General features: G+C 56.4%; 11 protein-coding genes. 4 read left to right on the plus strand and 7 right to left on the minus strand.

Annotated elements, in window-relative coordinates; translation table 11 throughout:
- Nucleotides 1-44 precede the first annotated feature (44 nt).
- Nucleotides 45-347 carry a hypothetical protein gene (locus tag HNI00_RS13675; RefSeq protein ID WP_068515514.1) on the minus strand — a complete coding sequence of 101 codons (303 nt, stop codon included), beginning with the start codon at nt 345-347 and terminating at the stop codon, nt 45-47.
- Between the two features lie 210 nt (nt 348-557).
- Here HNI00_RS13675 and rdgB point away from each other — a divergent pair, with 210 nt between their 5' ends.
- On the plus strand, nt 558-1,139 hold the full coding sequence (gene rdgB / locus HNI00_RS13680; protein ID WP_316787033.1) for an RdgB/HAM1 family non-canonical purine NTP pyrophosphatase: 582 nt from the start codon (nt 558-560) through the stop codon (nt 1,137-1,139).
- Nucleotides 1,140-1,178: 39 nt separating this feature from the next.
- On the opposite strand, the gene HNI00_RS13685 is transcribed toward rdgB, so the two are convergent.
- Nucleotides 1,179-1,517: a P-II family nitrogen regulator gene (locus tag HNI00_RS13685; protein WP_068515513.1), complete on the minus strand. Its 339-nt coding sequence runs from the start codon at nt 1,515-1,517 to the stop codon at nt 1,179-1,181.
- 164 nt (nt 1,518-1,681) lie between these two features.
- Complete coding sequence (locus HNI00_RS13690; RefSeq protein WP_316787036.1) at nt 1,682-2,551, minus strand: alpha/beta fold hydrolase; 870 nt, start codon at nt 2,549-2,551, stop codon at nt 1,682-1,684.
- A gap of 275 nt (nt 2,552-2,826) precedes the next feature.
- On the opposite strand from HNI00_RS13690, the gene HNI00_RS13695 reads away from it, so the two are divergent.
- Nucleotides 2,827-4,983, plus strand: a complete 2,157-nt coding sequence (locus HNI00_RS13695; protein ID WP_316787038.1) for a PAS domain S-box protein — start codon at nt 2,827-2,829, stop codon at nt 4,981-4,983.
- A 238-nt stretch (nt 4,984-5,221) separates the two neighbouring features.
- Here the strand turns inward: HNI00_RS13695 and HNI00_RS13700 are convergent, their stop codons facing one another.
- From HNI00_RS13700 to HNI00_RS13710, 3 genes are all read right to left on the minus strand, one after another.
- Entirely contained in the window at nt 5,222-5,602 is a 381-nt protein-coding gene (locus HNI00_RS13700) for a hypothetical protein (RefSeq protein ID WP_316787039.1), read from the minus strand.
- A gap of 415 nt (nt 5,603-6,017) precedes the next feature.
- Nucleotides 6,018-7,940 (minus strand): serine/threonine-protein kinase, encoded by a 1,923-nt coding sequence (locus tag HNI00_RS13705; protein ID WP_316787042.1) that lies wholly within the window; start codon nt 7,938-7,940, stop codon nt 6,018-6,020.
- 132 nt (nt 7,941-8,072) lie between these two features.
- Nucleotides 8,073-9,557, minus strand: a complete 1,485-nt coding sequence (locus HNI00_RS13710) for an AAA family ATPase (protein ID WP_316787044.1) — start codon at nt 9,555-9,557, stop codon at nt 8,073-8,075.
- A gap of 1,410 nt (nt 9,558-10,967) precedes the next feature.
- Here HNI00_RS13710 and HNI00_RS13715 point away from each other — a divergent pair.
- Complete coding sequence (locus HNI00_RS13715; RefSeq protein WP_316787046.1) at nt 10,968-12,794, plus strand: ABC transporter ATP-binding protein; 1,827 nt, start codon at nt 10,968-10,970, stop codon at nt 12,792-12,794.
- A gap of 293 nt (nt 12,795-13,087) precedes the next feature.
- Complete coding sequence (locus HNI00_RS13720; RefSeq protein ID WP_316787048.1) at nt 13,088-14,410, plus strand: calcium-binding protein; 1,323 nt, start codon at nt 13,088-13,090, stop codon at nt 14,408-14,410.
- A 377-nt stretch (nt 14,411-14,787) separates the two neighbouring features.
- On the opposite strand, the gene cobM is transcribed toward HNI00_RS13720, so the two are convergent.
- On the minus strand, nt 14,788-15,654 hold the full coding sequence (gene cobM / locus HNI00_RS13725; protein WP_316787049.1) for a precorrin-4 C(11)-methyltransferase: 867 nt from the start codon (nt 15,652-15,654) through the stop codon (nt 14,788-14,790).
- Between the last annotated feature and the right edge of the window lie 292 nt (nt 15,655-15,946).

Genomic DNA, 15,946 nt, shown 5'->3' on the forward strand with positions numbered 1-15,946 from the left:
ATCTTTGGTCTGAATCTTTTTGAAGGTTTAATTTTTTCGAGTTTTTATTGTCCCTGGTTGGACTGCTGCAAACAGCCCTGCACACCGCCCTTCATGGCTTCCGTCACGCGCCGATCTAGCCGACCCTGTGCTAAAAAGCTGTCTGCGGTAGTGCCAATGATTTGGTTGGCCTGGTCTTCTGTAATTAGGCCCTGATCCATTGCGACTTTGGCTGCCGTGCAAGCGCCAGAAGCCACGCCCACAAAGCCGCCCGTCACGCCGCCCCCCAGTGCCCCTAAGATCCCGCCGAGAACGCCCCCAATCAAAAAGCTAATCAAGCAGAGAGAAAAAACGCGACCTGCCCGCATAACCCAACGCTTATTAAATAGAAAGTGCAAATGAAACAAAACACCCAGAACGGGTTCTCACAGCAAGGGCAACCGGCCAAAGGCTGCGACCCGCAATGGTTGCAGTTCAGTCTTATGAATCCACCGCATACCATACCAGATTTGCCTAGACTTAACAAAGTAAATGCGAGCAAGTTGCTGAAAAATCCAGATGGCGGGAGGTTGATGGCCATGCATTGCTTAATTGTGGCGACGGGCAATCCGGGCAAGGTGCAGGAAATGTCGGCCTATCTAGCAGAAACGCCGTGGGAACTGAAGCTGAAGCCTGCGTCGCTGGAGATCGAAGAAACTGGCAGCACGTTTCTGGAGAATGCAGCGCTGAAGGCCTCTCAGGTGGCAGCGGCAACGGGAGAGTGGGCGATCGCCGATGACAGCGGACTCCAGGTCAACGCGCTGGGCGGTGCGCCGGGGCTATATTCAGCGCGATACGGCAAGAGCGATGCTGAGCGGATTGCGCGGCTGCTGCGGGAAATGGAAGGGCAGACCGATCGGCGGGCCCAGTTTGTCTGTGCAGTGGCGATCGCCCGGCCCGATGGTTCCATTGCGTTTCAGACCGAGGGCATCTGTTCCGGTGAAATTGCCACCTCCCCCGCAGGCGCAGGCGGCTTCGGCTATGACCCGATCTTTTATGTGCCGGAATACAGCATGACCTATGCAGAAATGCCCCCAGACTTGAAGCATCGCATCAGTCACCGGGGGCTTGCCTTTGCGGCGCTGCTGCCAGAGCTAGAGCGCCTTGCTGACGAGAGATAGACAGGAAATGCAAAATGGACAGCAGAACAGGCAGCGAGATTAAATCGCTTCCTGGTTAGCTTCGCCCGTGCGGATGCGGATAATCTTGTCTACCGGGGTGATGAAAATCTTGCCATCGCCGATTTCTCCGGTGCGGGCAGCGGCAATCACCTTTTCCACCACCATGTCTACCTGCTCGTCTTCCACCACAATCTCAATTTTCAGCTTTTGTAAAAACTCTACGGTGTATTCCGATCCCCGGTAGCGTTCGGTTTGACCCTTTTGCCGCCCAAAGCCGCGCACTTCGGAAACGGTCATCCCCACGATGCCCGCGTTGACCAGGGCAATTTTGACTTCATCCAGCTTAAAGGGCCGAATAATCGCTTCTACTTTTTTCATTTAATCGATCACTCCTGAAAGTTTAAATTCAGTCCGCACACCAGCAGATTCGTTCTATCACCGCTTAGGGGAGCATTTTGTAGCTGGTGATACGTCGTTTTCATGATTAGTTTAAGGCTTTGGGGTGAGAAGTGATGCGAGTTTCCTGAGACGGAGGGCTGTTGTCAGGCGTGGGGCTGGCAAAACTGGTAGATCGCAGCGGCGATCGCCTGGGGCTGTTCGAGGTGGGGCAGGTGTCCGCATTGAGGAATCCAGACCAACTGGCTGTGGGGAATTCTGCGGGCCAGTTCTAGCGCGTCGCGGGTTCCCAATATGCGGTCTGTGTCGCCCCAGAGGATTAGCGTGGGCGGGCGGAGCGTGGACAGTTGGGAACGAAATGAACCGTAGCCGCCGCTGCGAGTGAACTGGGCCAGGGCTGTTTCCCAGTGGGGTTCTGCCAGGTGCAATGCCCCGCAGGCGTAGGCGCTGTCGGTGGCCAGTTGAGAATTGTAAAATGCCCGCCGCGTTACGTCTTGGCGCACCGTGGGGCGAGCCAAAAACCGCGCTCCCTGTCGGGCGATCGCCATCGGAAGCAGTTTGGCAAAGGCGGGGCCGCTGCGATAGCCCGCGCTGTCGATCAGCACCAGTCGCCGCACTGCATCGGGATAGCTCAGCGCAAAGTCGATCGCCGCCGCACCACCCATCGACACCCCCACTAGCACCACAGGTTGCCCAATCAGGGTTTTCCAGGCATAGTGCAAGTGTGTGCGGAGTGCTGTTGTATGAACATCTAGGTCGGGTCGCCGTTCAGTAAACCCAAATCCCCACAGGTCGATTGCCCAGGTGTTGAAATGGGCCGCCAGCAGCGGCATCAGCCGCCGAAACTCTAGGAGGGAACTGTCGAACCCGTGCAGCAGCAAAATCGGCGGATCTCCAGTGCCCAGTTGCACGGTGTTGGTGGCGATCGCCTCTGAACAGAGCGACGTGACGATCGGCTCTCGCCGCATTTGTTCCAGCAGGGCGATCGCCTCTGGTTCAGTGATTCGGTCTTTCATGCTCAATTTTGAGGTCGTGCTGGATTGCATCCGTCGTCTCATGGTTGTCGTTTCATGCCTCCTTGCCGTCAACCTCCAGCTTCATCATGCCAGCCCAGCGACACCTGCTTTAATTCTCTTTTCCGAGGGTTATGATAGGCGAAACCCCCCACCAGGGGATATCTCACCCCCGGCCCCAAAATCCAAAACCCAAAACCCAAAACCCCCTCTCCTGCCTTCATGGCAGCACCCTAGCGCCATCCTTCCGCTCCTCCAGACCTACCCTCATCCGTTCAATGCCCAAGAGTTTGCCACTCAGAAATCTGCTAATTTTGGCTTCGGTTGCCCAAATTATTGGAGTCGTGGGGCTGGTGGGCTACCTTTCGTTTCGCAATGGGCAAAAGGCGGTGAATGATCTGGCAAACCAGCTCCGGCAAGAACTGACCGCCCGCATCGAGCGAGAGCTACAGGGCTATTTTGCCGTGCCTCACGAAATCAATCGACTGAACGCCAGCGCCTTTTCCCTGGGCGATCTGGATATCGAAAATGCGTCGCGGGGCGAGAGCCAGTTTTACCAGCAGATGAAGATTGCGCCGACGGTGGCGTTTGTCTATTGCGGTAGCGCCCAAACGGGGGAGTTTTTTGGCGTGCTGCGATCGCCCCAAGATGGCTCTCTGCAACTGTCCTACGGCAATGCGTCCAACAACTTTTTGCGGGAATATTACAGCCTGGACGTGCGAGGCGAGCGCACCTACCGCCTGCGCCAGCTCGACCGGCCCTTCGACTCGCGCCAGCGCCCGTGGTACAAGGCCGCAGTGCTAGCAGAGCGGCCCACCTGGACAGATATCTACATTGCATTTACGACCGGATTGCCCAACGTCACCGCCAGCCAGCCTGTATATGACAAAGCGGGGCGCAAGCTGATCGGCGTTTGCGCGACGGATGTGGTGCTGCCAGAAGAGTTTCGCATGTTTTTGCGGAATCTCCAGATCGGCAAAACGGGGCAGGCTTTCATCATGGATCGCAGCGGCAACCTGATTTCCAACTCCATCGACGAGCCGCTCATGCAGGGCGAAGGGCAGGATGCTAAGCTATTGCCCGCAACGGCGAGTAAGGATCGGCTGGTGCGCGAAACGGCAACTTACCTGACACGGCGGTTTGGCGGGTTTGATGCCAGCGCGATCGCCCAGCCCCAGCGGCTAGATTTTTCGCTCGATGGGCAGCGTCAGTTTCTTGAAGTGGTGCCGTTTCGCGACGGCTACGGGCTAGACTGGCTGATTGTCGTTGTTGTGCCAGAGTCAGACTTTATGGCGCAGATCGATGCCAACACACGCAACACAGCGCTGCTCTGTCTGGGGGCATTGGGGGCATCGATCCTGGGCAGCATCCTCACGGCTCGCTGGATCACCGGCCCGATCCTGCGCGTCACCCAAGCCACAGCGGGTATTGCCGAGGGCAACTGGGGACAGCCCGTTGAACCCATCGGCTCGATTACCGAAATTCAAACCCTGGCCAACACGTTTACCCGCATGAGCCACCAGCTCAAGGATTCCTTCGAGGCGCTGCGCCAGAGCGAAGCCACCAACCGCGCCATCGTCACGGCGATTCCCGACTTGCTGATGCGGGTCAGCGGGGATGGAACCTACATCGACATTGTGGGGGGCGATCGCCTGCTGCAAGTCTACGGCAATGAGCAGTTTGTGCCTGGTTCCAACGTGACGGATTCGCTGCCGAGGGCGATCGCCGAAACTCGCCTCAAGTATATTCAGCAGGCCCTTACGACCGGGCGGCTTCAGGTCTACGAACAGCAAATCGAGGTCAATGGCAAACGGCAGGATGAAGAAGTCCGTATCGCCGTCTTAGGACAAGATGAAGTGCTGATTATGGTGCGCGATATCACTGCTCGTAAACGAGTAGAAGAATCGCTTCGCATTGCCGAAGAAAAATATCGCAGCATTTATGAAAACGCCGTCGAGGGTATTTTTCAGTCCACAACCGATGGGCGATATATTAACGTCAACCCAGCCATGGCCCGCCTCTATGGGTATGATTCATCCGAAGATATGGTGAATTCAGTAAAGGACATTTCGACCCAAATCTATGTCCAGCCAGAGCGTCGTCAGACCTTCAAAACAGCGCTAGAAATCACCGACCAGATTGAAGCGTTTACTTACCAGAGCTATCAAAAAGATGGGACGATGATCTGGGTGGAGGAAAGCACCAGAGCCGTGCGAGATCCACAAGGAAATATCCTTTATTACGAAGGCATTGTGCAGGATATTACTGAGCGAAAGCGCTGGGAAGAAGAGATTCGCCGCCACCTGGAAGAACTGCAAATTGAAATCGATCAAAGCCGCCGCGCAACGGAAGTAGAAATGATAACCCGCAGCAACTATTTCCAGGAAATTCAGGAAGAAATTTCAGGCTTTGATTTGGATCAATTCTGGAGCTAGTGACCCTATCCGCAGAGCTTGAAGTCCCTAAGCCGGTAGGCATAATCAGACATAATCACGTAACTAACCAACAGGATGCGTGAGCGCTAGCGCAGTGCATCGAAAGCCTCAAAGGGATTGCGTTACGGCTACGCCCACCAGCATCCTAGTAATTCAGCCGTCCGATTACAGCTATAGTTCTGTAATGCAGCCATCTGATTACAGCTATTTGCTTGGAACGACGGAATTGAGGTAAGCTCTAAGCGCAGTTAGCTTGGGTAGTGCCTTGGTAAGCAGACTGTGGCACGATATCTACACCATGTATTTCAACATCCGTTGCACCAGAAACATTGAGAGAGGCACAGCGAATTTTCTGAAGCAATTGCTGACTGGAAAGCTTACCTGAAAGCATCACCACGGTTCCTCGCTGGCGCACCGTTAGATGTTGTAACTCTTCGTAGCTAAACTGCTGTTCCAACGCTTGCGTGACGCGATTTGCAAGTCCGTTATAGTCATACTCACCATCGATTCCAACTCGCTCTGGTGGAATCGTTTTGAAGAGAGAATGAGTCGTGTCTTTGGCAGATGAATGGGTGTTCATTCCGGTAGATTCAACGAATGACAAAGCTCCTGAAATCATAAATGCACATCCTTTTTATGATTTTCAGCTAGCGAACTGGGGGCTAGCTACGTTTCTGCTGAATCTTCTCGTTAGATTCACTTAACCTGAAATTATGTGAAGCCTAACATAAAGCTTAAGCAGGTGTAACTCTTGAGAGTCTGCCCGTTGGTCGATATTTTACGTGTAAACACTTAGACTGGCTGTAAAAGATACAAAGCACAGATTAAGCAGTCCGGAAAATACGGTCAGCCTTGAGGGGTAAAACCCCTTAATCCCCTCAAATATAACAATCTAAGATGCCTGCTACATCAGGGTTTTAGCCGATTCAGCCAGCTTCCTGAAAAATTCATCGTTTATTGACCCGGAAATACACAGCTACTAGCCAAGCTAAATGAGTCTTTCTACTCATTTCTACTCAGTGGTTGAAACTTGCTTAGGATACCTGCCAGAGCCTGATTGTGCCGTCTCGTCCAGCGCTGGCGAGACGCTTCTCGGACAGAAATGCGACGCTCTCCACCGCAGCCGTGTGTCCTGTGAGAGTCGCTTGCAGCGCCCCCGTTTCTAGATTCCAGATTTTAACCGTAGTGTCGTGGCTGGCGGTAGACAGCAGGCGGGCGGATGGGTTGCAAGAGAGGGCCGTAATCGGCAATAGATGGCCGGTCAGGTTGTAGCGCAGCCCGCCCGCGTGCAGGTTTCGCAGCTTAAGCGACATATCCCAACTGCCGCTGAGGACGGTGCTGCTTTGCGCCGTAGCCGACTCTGGCGGTAGGGCGATCGCACTCACTTGGGCCCCGTGCCCCGATAGGGTTCGCAGCAGTTCTCGCGTGCCAGTATGCCAAATTTTTACCGCGCCCTCTGCGCCACCGCTGACCAGAATCGGCTGCTGCGGGTGGAGGGCGATCGCCTCTACTGCCGCTTTGTGGCTGCTGAAGGTGGCGATCGCCTCGCCGGTGTGGGGCAGCCATTGGCGAATTGTTTTGTCGCGGCTGGCACTGTAGAGAGTGCTATCGGGGGCAAAGGCGATCGCCGTCACTACGTCTGTATGGCCCGCCAGCGTCCGCGTCCGCGTGCCGGCCTGCCAGTCCCAGAGCTTAATAGTGCGGTCAAAGCCGCCGCTGGCCAGCGTATCGCCCAAGGGACTCACCGCCACCGTCGTCACGACCACCCCTGGCTCCTCAAACATCCACAGCGCCTCGCCGCGATCGCAGTCCCACACCACCAGTCGCCCGTCATTGCCGCCGCTAAACAGCAGATCTCGACTAGGGAGGGGGGCGATCGCATTCACCCCTGCCCCTGCCTCCAGCGTCCCCACACAGCGCCAGTGGCTTTCGGGTTCGGGTTTCAGGCTGACCCTGGTTCCCGGACTGCCGACCCCCGATTCCTGATTCCGAATGCCAAGCACGTCCATCACCGCAGCGGCCGAAGAAAAGCGATCGCCCAGGCTCGTGGCCAACATTTTGTCCAAGACCTGTGCCAGGGTGTCGCTGACCGTACCCGCCACCGACCGCCAGTGCCACAGCCCCCGCACGCCGTCAAATAGCTCAAACGGACTCAGCCCTGTCAAAAGCTGAATGCAGGTTACGCCTAGGCTGTATAAATCGCTGGCGTAGGTTGCCTGACCCATCAGTTGCTCTGGTGCGGCATACTCGGCGCTGCCCATGAGGGTTCCCGGACGGGCCAGGGCGGATTGGGTGAGGCGTTTGGCTGCGCCAAAATCGACCAAGACGAGGGATTTTGAATTTTGAATTTTGGATTTTGGATTTTGGATTTTGGAGGGTTGCAGCCAGCCCGTTAGCTCTGGTGCGTCTGTTAGCGCCCAACTGGTGACATCGAGTTCTGCCTGCTGCCCGCCGCTGGGGGGCTGCCCTTTGCGAATCAGGTTTGTGGGCTTGATGTCTCGATGGATAATCTGGTGGTCGTGGAGAAATTGCAGGAGGGGCAAGATCTCAGCTAGCAGGGCGCGAATTTGGGATTCGTCGAAGCTGCCGTCCTGGGTCATTTCCTGAAACAGGCTGCGCCCTTCGACAAATTCCTGCACCAGAAATTGGGCATCTTCTCGCTCAAAGTAGGCATAGAGATCGGGAATTTGTGGATGGCTGCTGAGTTCGTCGAGTCGCGCGGTTTCTTGTCGAAATCGTTCTTCGCCAGTTTGGTTTTGAAAGCGCTTGATAATGCAGCGGTTGTCGGTAATTTGGTGGGTATCTAGCCCCAAAAAGGTGCGGCTCGATTCGCCGTTGCCCAGGGGTTGATAGGCCCGATAGCGATCGCCCAGCAGCAGCCGCGCCCCACAGGTCTGACAAAAGCGATGGCTCTGGGGATTGGCGGGTTTGGGACAGCGGGGGTTGAGGCAATACATTGGGGGCAATACCGCTTTTGGATTTTAGATTGACGATTTTGGATTGCCAATCTGCTAAGACTCTTTCCGTAGGGACAGGGGAAGGCTTCCCGCTTTTGGATTTTAGATTGACGATTTTGGATTGCCAATCTGCTAAGACTCTTTCTGCACTTTGCGCCCCCGGCTGCGCGACCGCAGTGGCAGCGAGAGAGAATGTCCTCGCAGGGCGATCGCCCGCTGCAAGTGTTCGGCCAGGGGCGCATCCTTGGCAAGCTGGAGCTGGCGGGCAGTCTGGGCGATCGCCCGAATCTCGCCACCGGATACGGCAAGCTGCTTGGCCAGCGCCTCCCAGTCGATGGGGCTGCTTTGCGGAAACAGTTCTGTTTGCTGCCAGATCTGCAAGCGCTGGGCCGCGTCGGGCATGGCAAACGAGAGAACCGGACGGAGCTGGCGTTGCCAAGGCAGGGCGATCGCCTCGGCGTGGGGCAGGCTAAATAGGGTCAGCGTTCCATCTTCTTGCCGGAGGGAGAGCAGGCGGGAGATTTCCGAGGGGGCGATCGCCGCTGACCGTCGCAGCCAAAGCTGGGCCGATTTCACCAGCAGCAGCGGCGGACGGGTGGACTCAATGTCTTGTAGCAGCAGCGGAAAGTCGGCCGGGCTGACCTGGGACAGATCGACCGTTGCCAAGGGCTGCCCCAATGTGTGGGCGATCGCCTCGGCAGCTAGGGTTTTGCCGACCCCCGAGGGCCCAGCCAGTACGGCGACGGGCCCGCTGGCGGTCGGGGAGACGGCAGCGGCGCTGGCCAGATCACAGAGCGATCGCAGCCGCTCGATCAGCGATTCTGGCAATACCAGCGCATCCCACGGCACGTCCGTCCGGCGGAGGGTCAAAAATGACTCGACGGTGGCAGGTTGCAGCAGGCGATCCAGCACCGCCGCCTGGGGCTGTTCGTCTAGCAAAAAGCTGACCAGGGGAGCCGCCAGCCGCAGCGATTGGTTGAGCAGGGTGTCGGTGTTGCGCGGGTGTCGCTCCAGCAGTCCCAACTTTAGCAGGGGTGCGTCATCCAGCAGGCGCGATCGCCCGACCCGCCATTCTTGGTCATTGCGACACAGCAGTTGCAGCGCCAGGTTCACCGTGGGCAGGTCAGACACGGCAGACTCTTCGCCCTGCAAAAAGCGATATAGACGGGCGTAGCGGCGGTTCACCTCTGGGGCGATCGCCAGCAAAATCACCTGCTTTTCAAACAGCGAAAGCTGGAGGCGATCGCACAACATCGGCAGCCCCAGCAAAACGCCGCGGGCCTCCGTCGCCCGGATGCGTCCTTCAAGCTGCTGCTGATAGCTGGGTCGGGGTGTGGTTACCGCTGTCGTCGCAGGCGGCTGGCGATATTCGTCGTAGCAAATCTTGCCGTCCAGCGAAATCACGCCTTGCCACCAGTGGCTCGTCACTCGGTCTGCCCGCGACTGGGCCACCCGGTCGATTTCTTTGGCTTCCTTTTTTTGTCGCGCCACCGCCACCATCAACATCCGCTCTAGCCAGCCTAGCTCGGTTTTCAGATAGCTCCAGTTGTCGGCAAATCCGGCGGATGCTCCCGTGGGCGGCTCTGGTAATAATTCGGTAAGGGGTTCTGCGGACATGAGAAGGTTAATGGGTTAGGGATAATGACTCCGCGGCTGATGCGAAGAGGGTGGGGGTTGGAACATCAGTTGGGGTGCATCAGGGTTGTAAAAGCGAGCGGTGTTAATCCAACGGATGGATGACCCGCCAACAGGCTTTCCTCAAAATCTCCTGCAATCTCTATCTCCCTCTATCTCCTTCTTAATCTCCTTCAAAAGGAGGATTTTGATCCACAGGCTCTTTTTCCTGAACCTTCATTTTGTTTTGAGACTGTTTTGAGATTGTTTTGAGAAAGCGCTAGCTCAAGGCGGAATCCAGGGTTCCAAGTGGCTCCACCCCCAAAACACTAACCTGTAGTATTCCCACTCAGAAACTGTCGTCAACCTTGAGGAATAATGAAGCGCGATCGCCCGATTGGATGAACCGCCGTGATCTGGGAAACTCAGTATGTTGACGGTATGAATCCGTGAAATTAATGGTAAGAATAGAAGAGACAAGTCCTGTTTCTGAAGGACTGCTCAGTGACCTCAAGTAAGCAGTTCTACAGCAACGCTAGAGGACGATTCAGTGACCAGCAAATGGGGAGTTTCTACCAGCGGTTCAATTTGTTTTGGGTCGATATCCGGTCTGTGTCGATATCCGGGCTACGTCTGGTCTGTGCCTGTTTCAGGTTGGTGCATGTTGTGATTTGCTTTGTGGCTCTCCGCTGCCCAGCTTCAGGTTCTGCTCTGTTCCCTGTTTCACATCAACTAATCCTTAAAGACATCCTATGTTTGAAGTTGGTGCCCTGGTGCTCTGGCTTTCTTTGTTTACGGTTCTACCCTGTCTGACCAGCTATCAAAAACCGAATCCGCCTCGCTAGGTCGCTGGGCGATCGCCCGATCCCGATGCATAACACGATGCGTAACACGATGCATAACACAGGCATAGACGGTTGACGCAGCATCGCTTTGGGTCTGCTCCCCGCTAGACAGGCTGTGCGGGGGTGATGACTGACTGCCCCTGCAACCTGTTTGTTGTCCACTTGTCGTCTACAAGTCGTTTACAAGTCGTCTAAAAGTCATCTACAAATTATCGTCTACAAAATTGTCCTACCGTCTGGAGGCTTCTTCCGGATGCGCCTAGCATCCGGAGTTTTCAGCGCAGCAGTGTGTATTTCGGGCACTCAATATTCTCTAGATATTATTTTGGGATAGCGATTTGAGGCAGACCTAGAGCAAACCCCACGGCAGCGCGGGGTTCTAGGGTGTGCTGTCTGGGGTGGCTGGTTCGCCAGTTGCCAATCGCGCCTCTATGCAGAATCTTCAGTCAGTTGTATTACAGCGTGCTACAATCGTAATCTAACCGTGCAGAAGGGCGATCGCCCCTGAGTTTCTGATGAGGCTCTTGGGCACATCCCCGCCTGCCGATCTGGGTGGAGGTCTCCCGCGATGGCGAGTTCACAGAGTTTTCGCAATATTCTGAATTACTACAGACGATACTGGGGCCTCTCGGTGTTTAGCATTACGGCCAGCAGCCTGTTTGAAGTGCTAGATCTGGCCGTCCCCTATGCCATTGGGCAACTGCTGAATGTGCTGTCGGGGCAGCCGCTGGACGGGCCATTGCAGCGGTTTGTGGCGCAGGTGGGCGCAATGGGCGATTGGGACGTGGGGCGATCGCTCTCGCTGGTGGTGCTGCTGGGCGTGATCTTTTTGGTGACGGTGGTTCGTGCGCCGATTCAGGCCTGGCTGGGGGTCTGGTTTCATTGGGACATCGCCCTGAGGTCGCGCCGTGATCACACAATTCGGGCGATCGCCAAAGTCCTTTCTCTGCCGCTGGAGTTCTATGACGAAAACAATCCAGGACGCATCTCTGGGCGAGTCGCGCGGGGGTTGGCAAACCATACCTGGACCTATCCCGAAATCGCGGGTCAGCTGATTCCCAAGATCGTTCGCGTGATTGGGATCTTTGGAGTCATCCTACTAATCGAGTGGCGCATCGCGATCCTGTTCCTGATTTCGTTCGTGCTGATTCTCGCCTTCCTGCTGCACAACCTGCGGCGACTGATCAAAAAAGAGGAACGGCTCGATGAATACATGGAGAACACCGAAAGCCGCACTTCGGAAATCATCACCAACATCAAAACCGTGAAAGCCTTTGCGACGGAAGCAAACGAGCTAGAGCGGCAGCGACAGCGGATAGAACGCGAGTTTAAGGTGGTGGACTATCGGGTTCATAAGGGCTACGTCACTCTGTTTGCCTGGCAAAAGCTGGTGGTGGAGTCGTCGGTGTTTGTGGTGCTGGCGCTGACGCTGTGGGCGACGGTGCAGGGCAATATCTCGCTGGGGCATTTTGTGACAACACTCACGGTGTCTAGCATGGCCTATGCAGAACTGGAACCGATCTGCACCGTGGCGGAGGTGTTTGCCCGCCGCTATGCCTCGATGAACCGCTTTCACGAGTTCATGCAAACTCCGGACGGGCAAGATTCCCATAACTTACTCGATCCGCCCGCAGCGGTGCGCCATTATCAATTCACAGGTAAGGTTCATTTTGAAAACCTGAGTTTTGGCTATGAGTGCGATCGCCCGGTGCTGCAAAACATCAATCTACTGATCGAGCCGCGTCAGACGGTGGCGCTGGTGGGTCGTTCTGGTTCTGGCAAATCGACCCTGGTGAAGCTGCTGTTTCGCTATTTCGAGCCGCACAGTGGGCGCGTGTTGATCGATGGTCAGGACGTGCGATCGCTCGACATCACGGGCTATCGCAAGCGGCTGGCGATCGTTCACCAAGAGGTGGATGTGTTCAACGGCACGCTGATGGACAATCTGACCTATGGCAACCCCCGCGTGACGCAGGAGGCGATCGCCGAAGCCTGCCACATTGCCCGTGTGGACGAATTCGTGAAAACCCTGCCCCAGGGCTATCTCACCGTCGTCGGCGAGCGGGGTGTGCGGCTCTCTGGCGGTCAGCGACAGCGCCTCGGCATTGCCCGCGCCCTGCTGATGAACCCGGACGTGCTGGTGTTTGACGAAGCCACCTCCAGCCTGGACTACGAATCCGAGCGATCGATCCAGTTGGCGATGCAAAACATTCTGGGCACGCGCACGACGCTCATCATCGCCCACCGCCTGAGTACGGTGCGGGAAGCGGATCAGATCGTGGTGCTAGATCAGGGTCAAATTGTGGAAGTGGGCAGCCATACGGAACTCCTCGCCCACGGCGGCATCTATCACCGCCTCCACGCTTTGCAGGAAACGGGTGAGCTAATGGCGTAATTGACCTGAACTGATTCAGTCGATCATTGAGCAGGAATAGAACCCAGAGGGGCAGAGTGTGTTTAGCTCTGCCCCTTTTTAGGGCTTCAAATTTTAGGGCTTCAAAGATTCCGCAAAAGTGCCCGTTTGAATTGAAGAAGGTAATGTTCGCCCAGAATGTTTAACCCAGAACGCAGGGTGCTGCCTGCTGTGGGCGATCGCCCGATTCTAACGTTTCATTTCAAACCCGGTGGATGCAGGAACCCCCTCCCCACATCCTGCGTCTCCGGTAGCCCATACAAGAGGTTCGATCTATGAGTAAAAAAGCCAAGGGCAGAGGACGGCAGCGCAACCAGTCTTCTTTCTGGGGCGATGAGCGGTCGTGGGATCAGAGCGACTTCTTACCCACCTGGCTCGATCCAGTAGAGGTGGGCACGGCATCTGGCGGCATTCCCTTCGAGTTTGAAGCCGGCCCCGTATTCTTTGAAGTGTTTAACGACGGCGTACCCGACGGCACCGACTCGGTAGTGTTTACGCTGTCGGAGGGCGACGGCCTGGGCTTTGCCAAATCGACCTACGTGTTTCGGGAACCTGCCGCGGGCAGCCAGCTCTTCAGCATCCGCCTGGCAGAAGGGGCCGCATCGCAGGAAGTGACGATTATTCTGCTGGATGCGGGAGTGGTGCCGGTGCGGTTGGGCCAACAGGGCGATCGCTACGGGGGGTCTGCTGGCGACGACGCAATCTTTGCAGGCAAGGGCGACGACACGATAGATGGCAAAAGCGGCAGCGACACCCTGCGGGGACAGGAGGGCAATGACACCCTGCGCGGTCGTGGCGGCAATGACTCGCTGTTTGGCGAAGAGGGCAAAGATAACTTGCTGGGGGGCGCAGGCAACGACACCCTCAACGGCGGTGCAGGGAACGACACCCTCAACGGCGGCCCAGGCAACGACATCATAGACGGTATGGCGGGGCGAGATTTGCTGATCGGCGGCGACGGCAAGGATATCTTGCTGGGGGGCGCGGGCAACGACACGATTTATGGCGGCCTGGCTGACGGCGCAACGGAAGTCAACTTTGGCAATGACCAGGAACTCAGCGGCGGCGACGGCAACGACCTGATTTTTGGCGGCGAGGATGCCGACCTGATCTTTGGCGGCGACGGCAAGGATACGCTGTTTGGCGGCGGCGGCAACGACGAGATCTTTGGTGGCAATGGCAACGACCGCTTGGAGGGACAAGAGGGCGATGATACCCTCAGCGGCGGCGACGGCGACGACACGCTGCTGGGCAACGCGGGCAACGACTCCCTGACCGGCGGGCTGGGCAACGACAGCCTCAGCGGCGGCGAGGGAAATGACGTGCTATTCGGCAACAGCGGCAACGACACGCTGGCGGGTGGCGTGGGCGCAGACACCTTCTCGTTTTTCAGCTTTAACGGCGTGGCGACGATTCAAGATTTCTCTCGTGCCGAAGGCGATAAAATCCAAATTTCCAAATTTGGCACCGGGGCGATGCTAACGAGCCAGTTTGCCTATAGCAGCGCCACTGGAGCGCTGACGTTTAACGGAACGCTGGTGATGCAGCTTCAGCCGGGGTTGACCTTTTCACCCAGCATCGACCTGATGCTGTTCTAGGCGACCCGGCCGGCCTAGTGTCCATCCTTACTAAAGGATCGCTATGGACGAACTTGCGGAGGCCCAATGGACGCTGACCGGCAATCCAAAATCGCAAATCCAAAATCCCAAAATCCAAAATCCAGAATCATAAGCTTGCCTGTGAAGCATTTGCTACATCAGAGAAGGCTAAATCCTGACGGAAAAGAAAAGAGCAGACGGAGCGCACCGCCTGCCCTTCAGGATCACTACTGGTCTTTGAAAATAGTGTATTGGGTTTTCTGTGAAATTACGGAAAAGTTCAAAGTGCTTAAGTAAATATTCTGAGAATTGTTCTGAGAGTTCCTGAGCTTCCCCCTTTTCCTGCGACGCTCTACGAACCCTTTACGATAGCTGAACTATGGCTGAATCGCTTTCCTGGAGGGCGATCGCCGAAATAGGTGATCATGCTCTGGGTTATACAAGCGCGATCGCACGGATGTTTCGGAGCTTTCCTCAGAACCCCTTGCCGCCGCCAGCGCCGGACTAATCACGTATAGCGTCGTGCGGATCAGGTCTTTTTCCTGCGTGGTTGCCGCCATCTGGCTGAGCGGCGTAAGCCAGATCTGCTCATCGGGCCAGCCCAGCCGAAAGCAAATCGCCACAGGCGTATCGGCGGCATAGTGTTCCATGAGTTGGGTCTGGGCGGCTTCTACATGGCGAGCGCTGAGGTAGAGGCACAGGCTGGCTTTGTGCGCTGCCAGAGAAGCTAGATTTTCGGCATCGGGAACCTGGGTGCGCCCGCTGATCCGCGTCAGGATAATGGTTTGCACCAGGCCAGGCAGCGTCAGTTCTACCTTTAGCCGCGCCGCCGCCGCCTGAAACGCGCTGATGCCCGGAATCACCTCAAAGGGAATGTCCGCTGCTGCCAACAGGTGCATTTGTTCGTGGATGGCGCTGTAGAGGCTGGGGTCGCCGGAATGCAGCCGCACGACCGATTGGTGCGATCGCACTCGCGCCACCATCAGCGGCAGAATATCCTCCAGCGTTTTGTTGGCCGTCCGCACAATCTCCGCATCGGGGCGGACGCAGCCCAACACCTGCTGCGGCACCAGCGAATCGGCCACCAAAATCACGTCCGCCTGGGCTAGCAGACGATAGGCCTTCAGCGTCAGCAGTTCTGGATCGCCGGGCCCCGCGCCCACGATATACACGGCTGGCTCCAGCGGTTCCGCTGTTCCAACTGCAAGATTTGCCCCGAAATCAGTGACCTGAAGACCCGTCATTGGCGATCGCCCCAAACGTGATTAGAAAACTAGGACTGATGCAGTTGGACAATTTCCCGTGGTGGATAATTTCTCGTGGGCTGCACCCGCAAGAATATCGTCCAAAATCCAGCAAACCGATCGCAAGTGTGTCAGTCCTGAAAGCAAAGTGTAGCGAATATTTGCGAATATTTAGGGAATTCGCAGCGTTTCCTGTTTGGGCGCGACCGAGACAAAATAGAGCGTCGGCCGCCACACCTGTCACTCGCCACACCTGTCACTCGCCACACCTGTCACTATTCCGACAGCTTTC

Source organism: Thermoleptolyngbya oregonensis NK1-22 (assembly GCF_032705245.1).
Taxonomy (GTDB): domain Bacteria; phylum Cyanobacteriota; class Cyanobacteriia; order Elainellales; family Elainellaceae; genus Thermoleptolyngbya; species Thermoleptolyngbya sichuanensis.

What these genes read in the sequence shown, in the direction of transcription:
- HNI00_RS13685 (WP_068515513.1), bottom strand. Translation starts at nt 1,517, where the DNA reads ATGAAAAAAGTAGAAGCGATTATTCGGCCCTTTAAGCTGGATGAAGTC.
- HNI00_RS13695 (WP_316787038.1), top strand. Translation starts at nt 2,827, where the DNA reads ATGCCCAAGAGTTTGCCACTCAGAAATCTGCTAATTTTGGCTTCGGTT.
- HNI00_RS13720 (WP_316787048.1), top strand. Translation starts at nt 13,088, where the DNA reads ATGAGTAAAAAAGCCAAGGGCAGAGGACGGCAGCGCAACCAGTCTTCT.
- HNI00_RS13705 (WP_316787042.1), bottom strand. Translation starts at nt 7,940, where the DNA reads ATGTATTGCCTCAACCCCCGCTGTCCCAAACCCGCCAATCCCCAGAGC.
- rdgB (WP_316787033.1), top strand. Translation starts at nt 558, where the DNA reads ATGCATTGCTTAATTGTGGCGACGGGCAATCCGGGCAAGGTGCAGGAA.
- HNI00_RS13690 (WP_316787036.1), bottom strand. Translation starts at nt 2,551, where the DNA reads ATGAAAGACCGAATCACTGAACCAGAGGCGATCGCCCTGCTGGAACAA.
- HNI00_RS13700 (WP_316787039.1), bottom strand. Translation starts at nt 5,602, where the DNA reads ATGATTTCAGGAGCTTTGTCATTCGTTGAATCTACCGGAATGAACACC.
- cobM (WP_316787049.1), bottom strand. Translation starts at nt 15,654, where the DNA reads ATGACGGGTCTTCAGGTCACTGATTTCGGGGCAAATCTTGCAGTTGGA.
- HNI00_RS13715 (WP_316787046.1), top strand. Translation starts at nt 10,968, where the DNA reads ATGGCGAGTTCACAGAGTTTTCGCAATATTCTGAATTACTACAGACGA.
- HNI00_RS13710 (WP_316787044.1), bottom strand. Translation starts at nt 9,557, where the DNA reads ATGTCCGCAGAACCCCTTACCGAATTATTACCAGAGCCGCCCACGGGA.
- HNI00_RS13675 (WP_068515514.1), bottom strand. Translation starts at nt 347, where the DNA reads ATGCGGGCAGGTCGCGTTTTTTCTCTCTGCTTGATTAGCTTTTTGATT.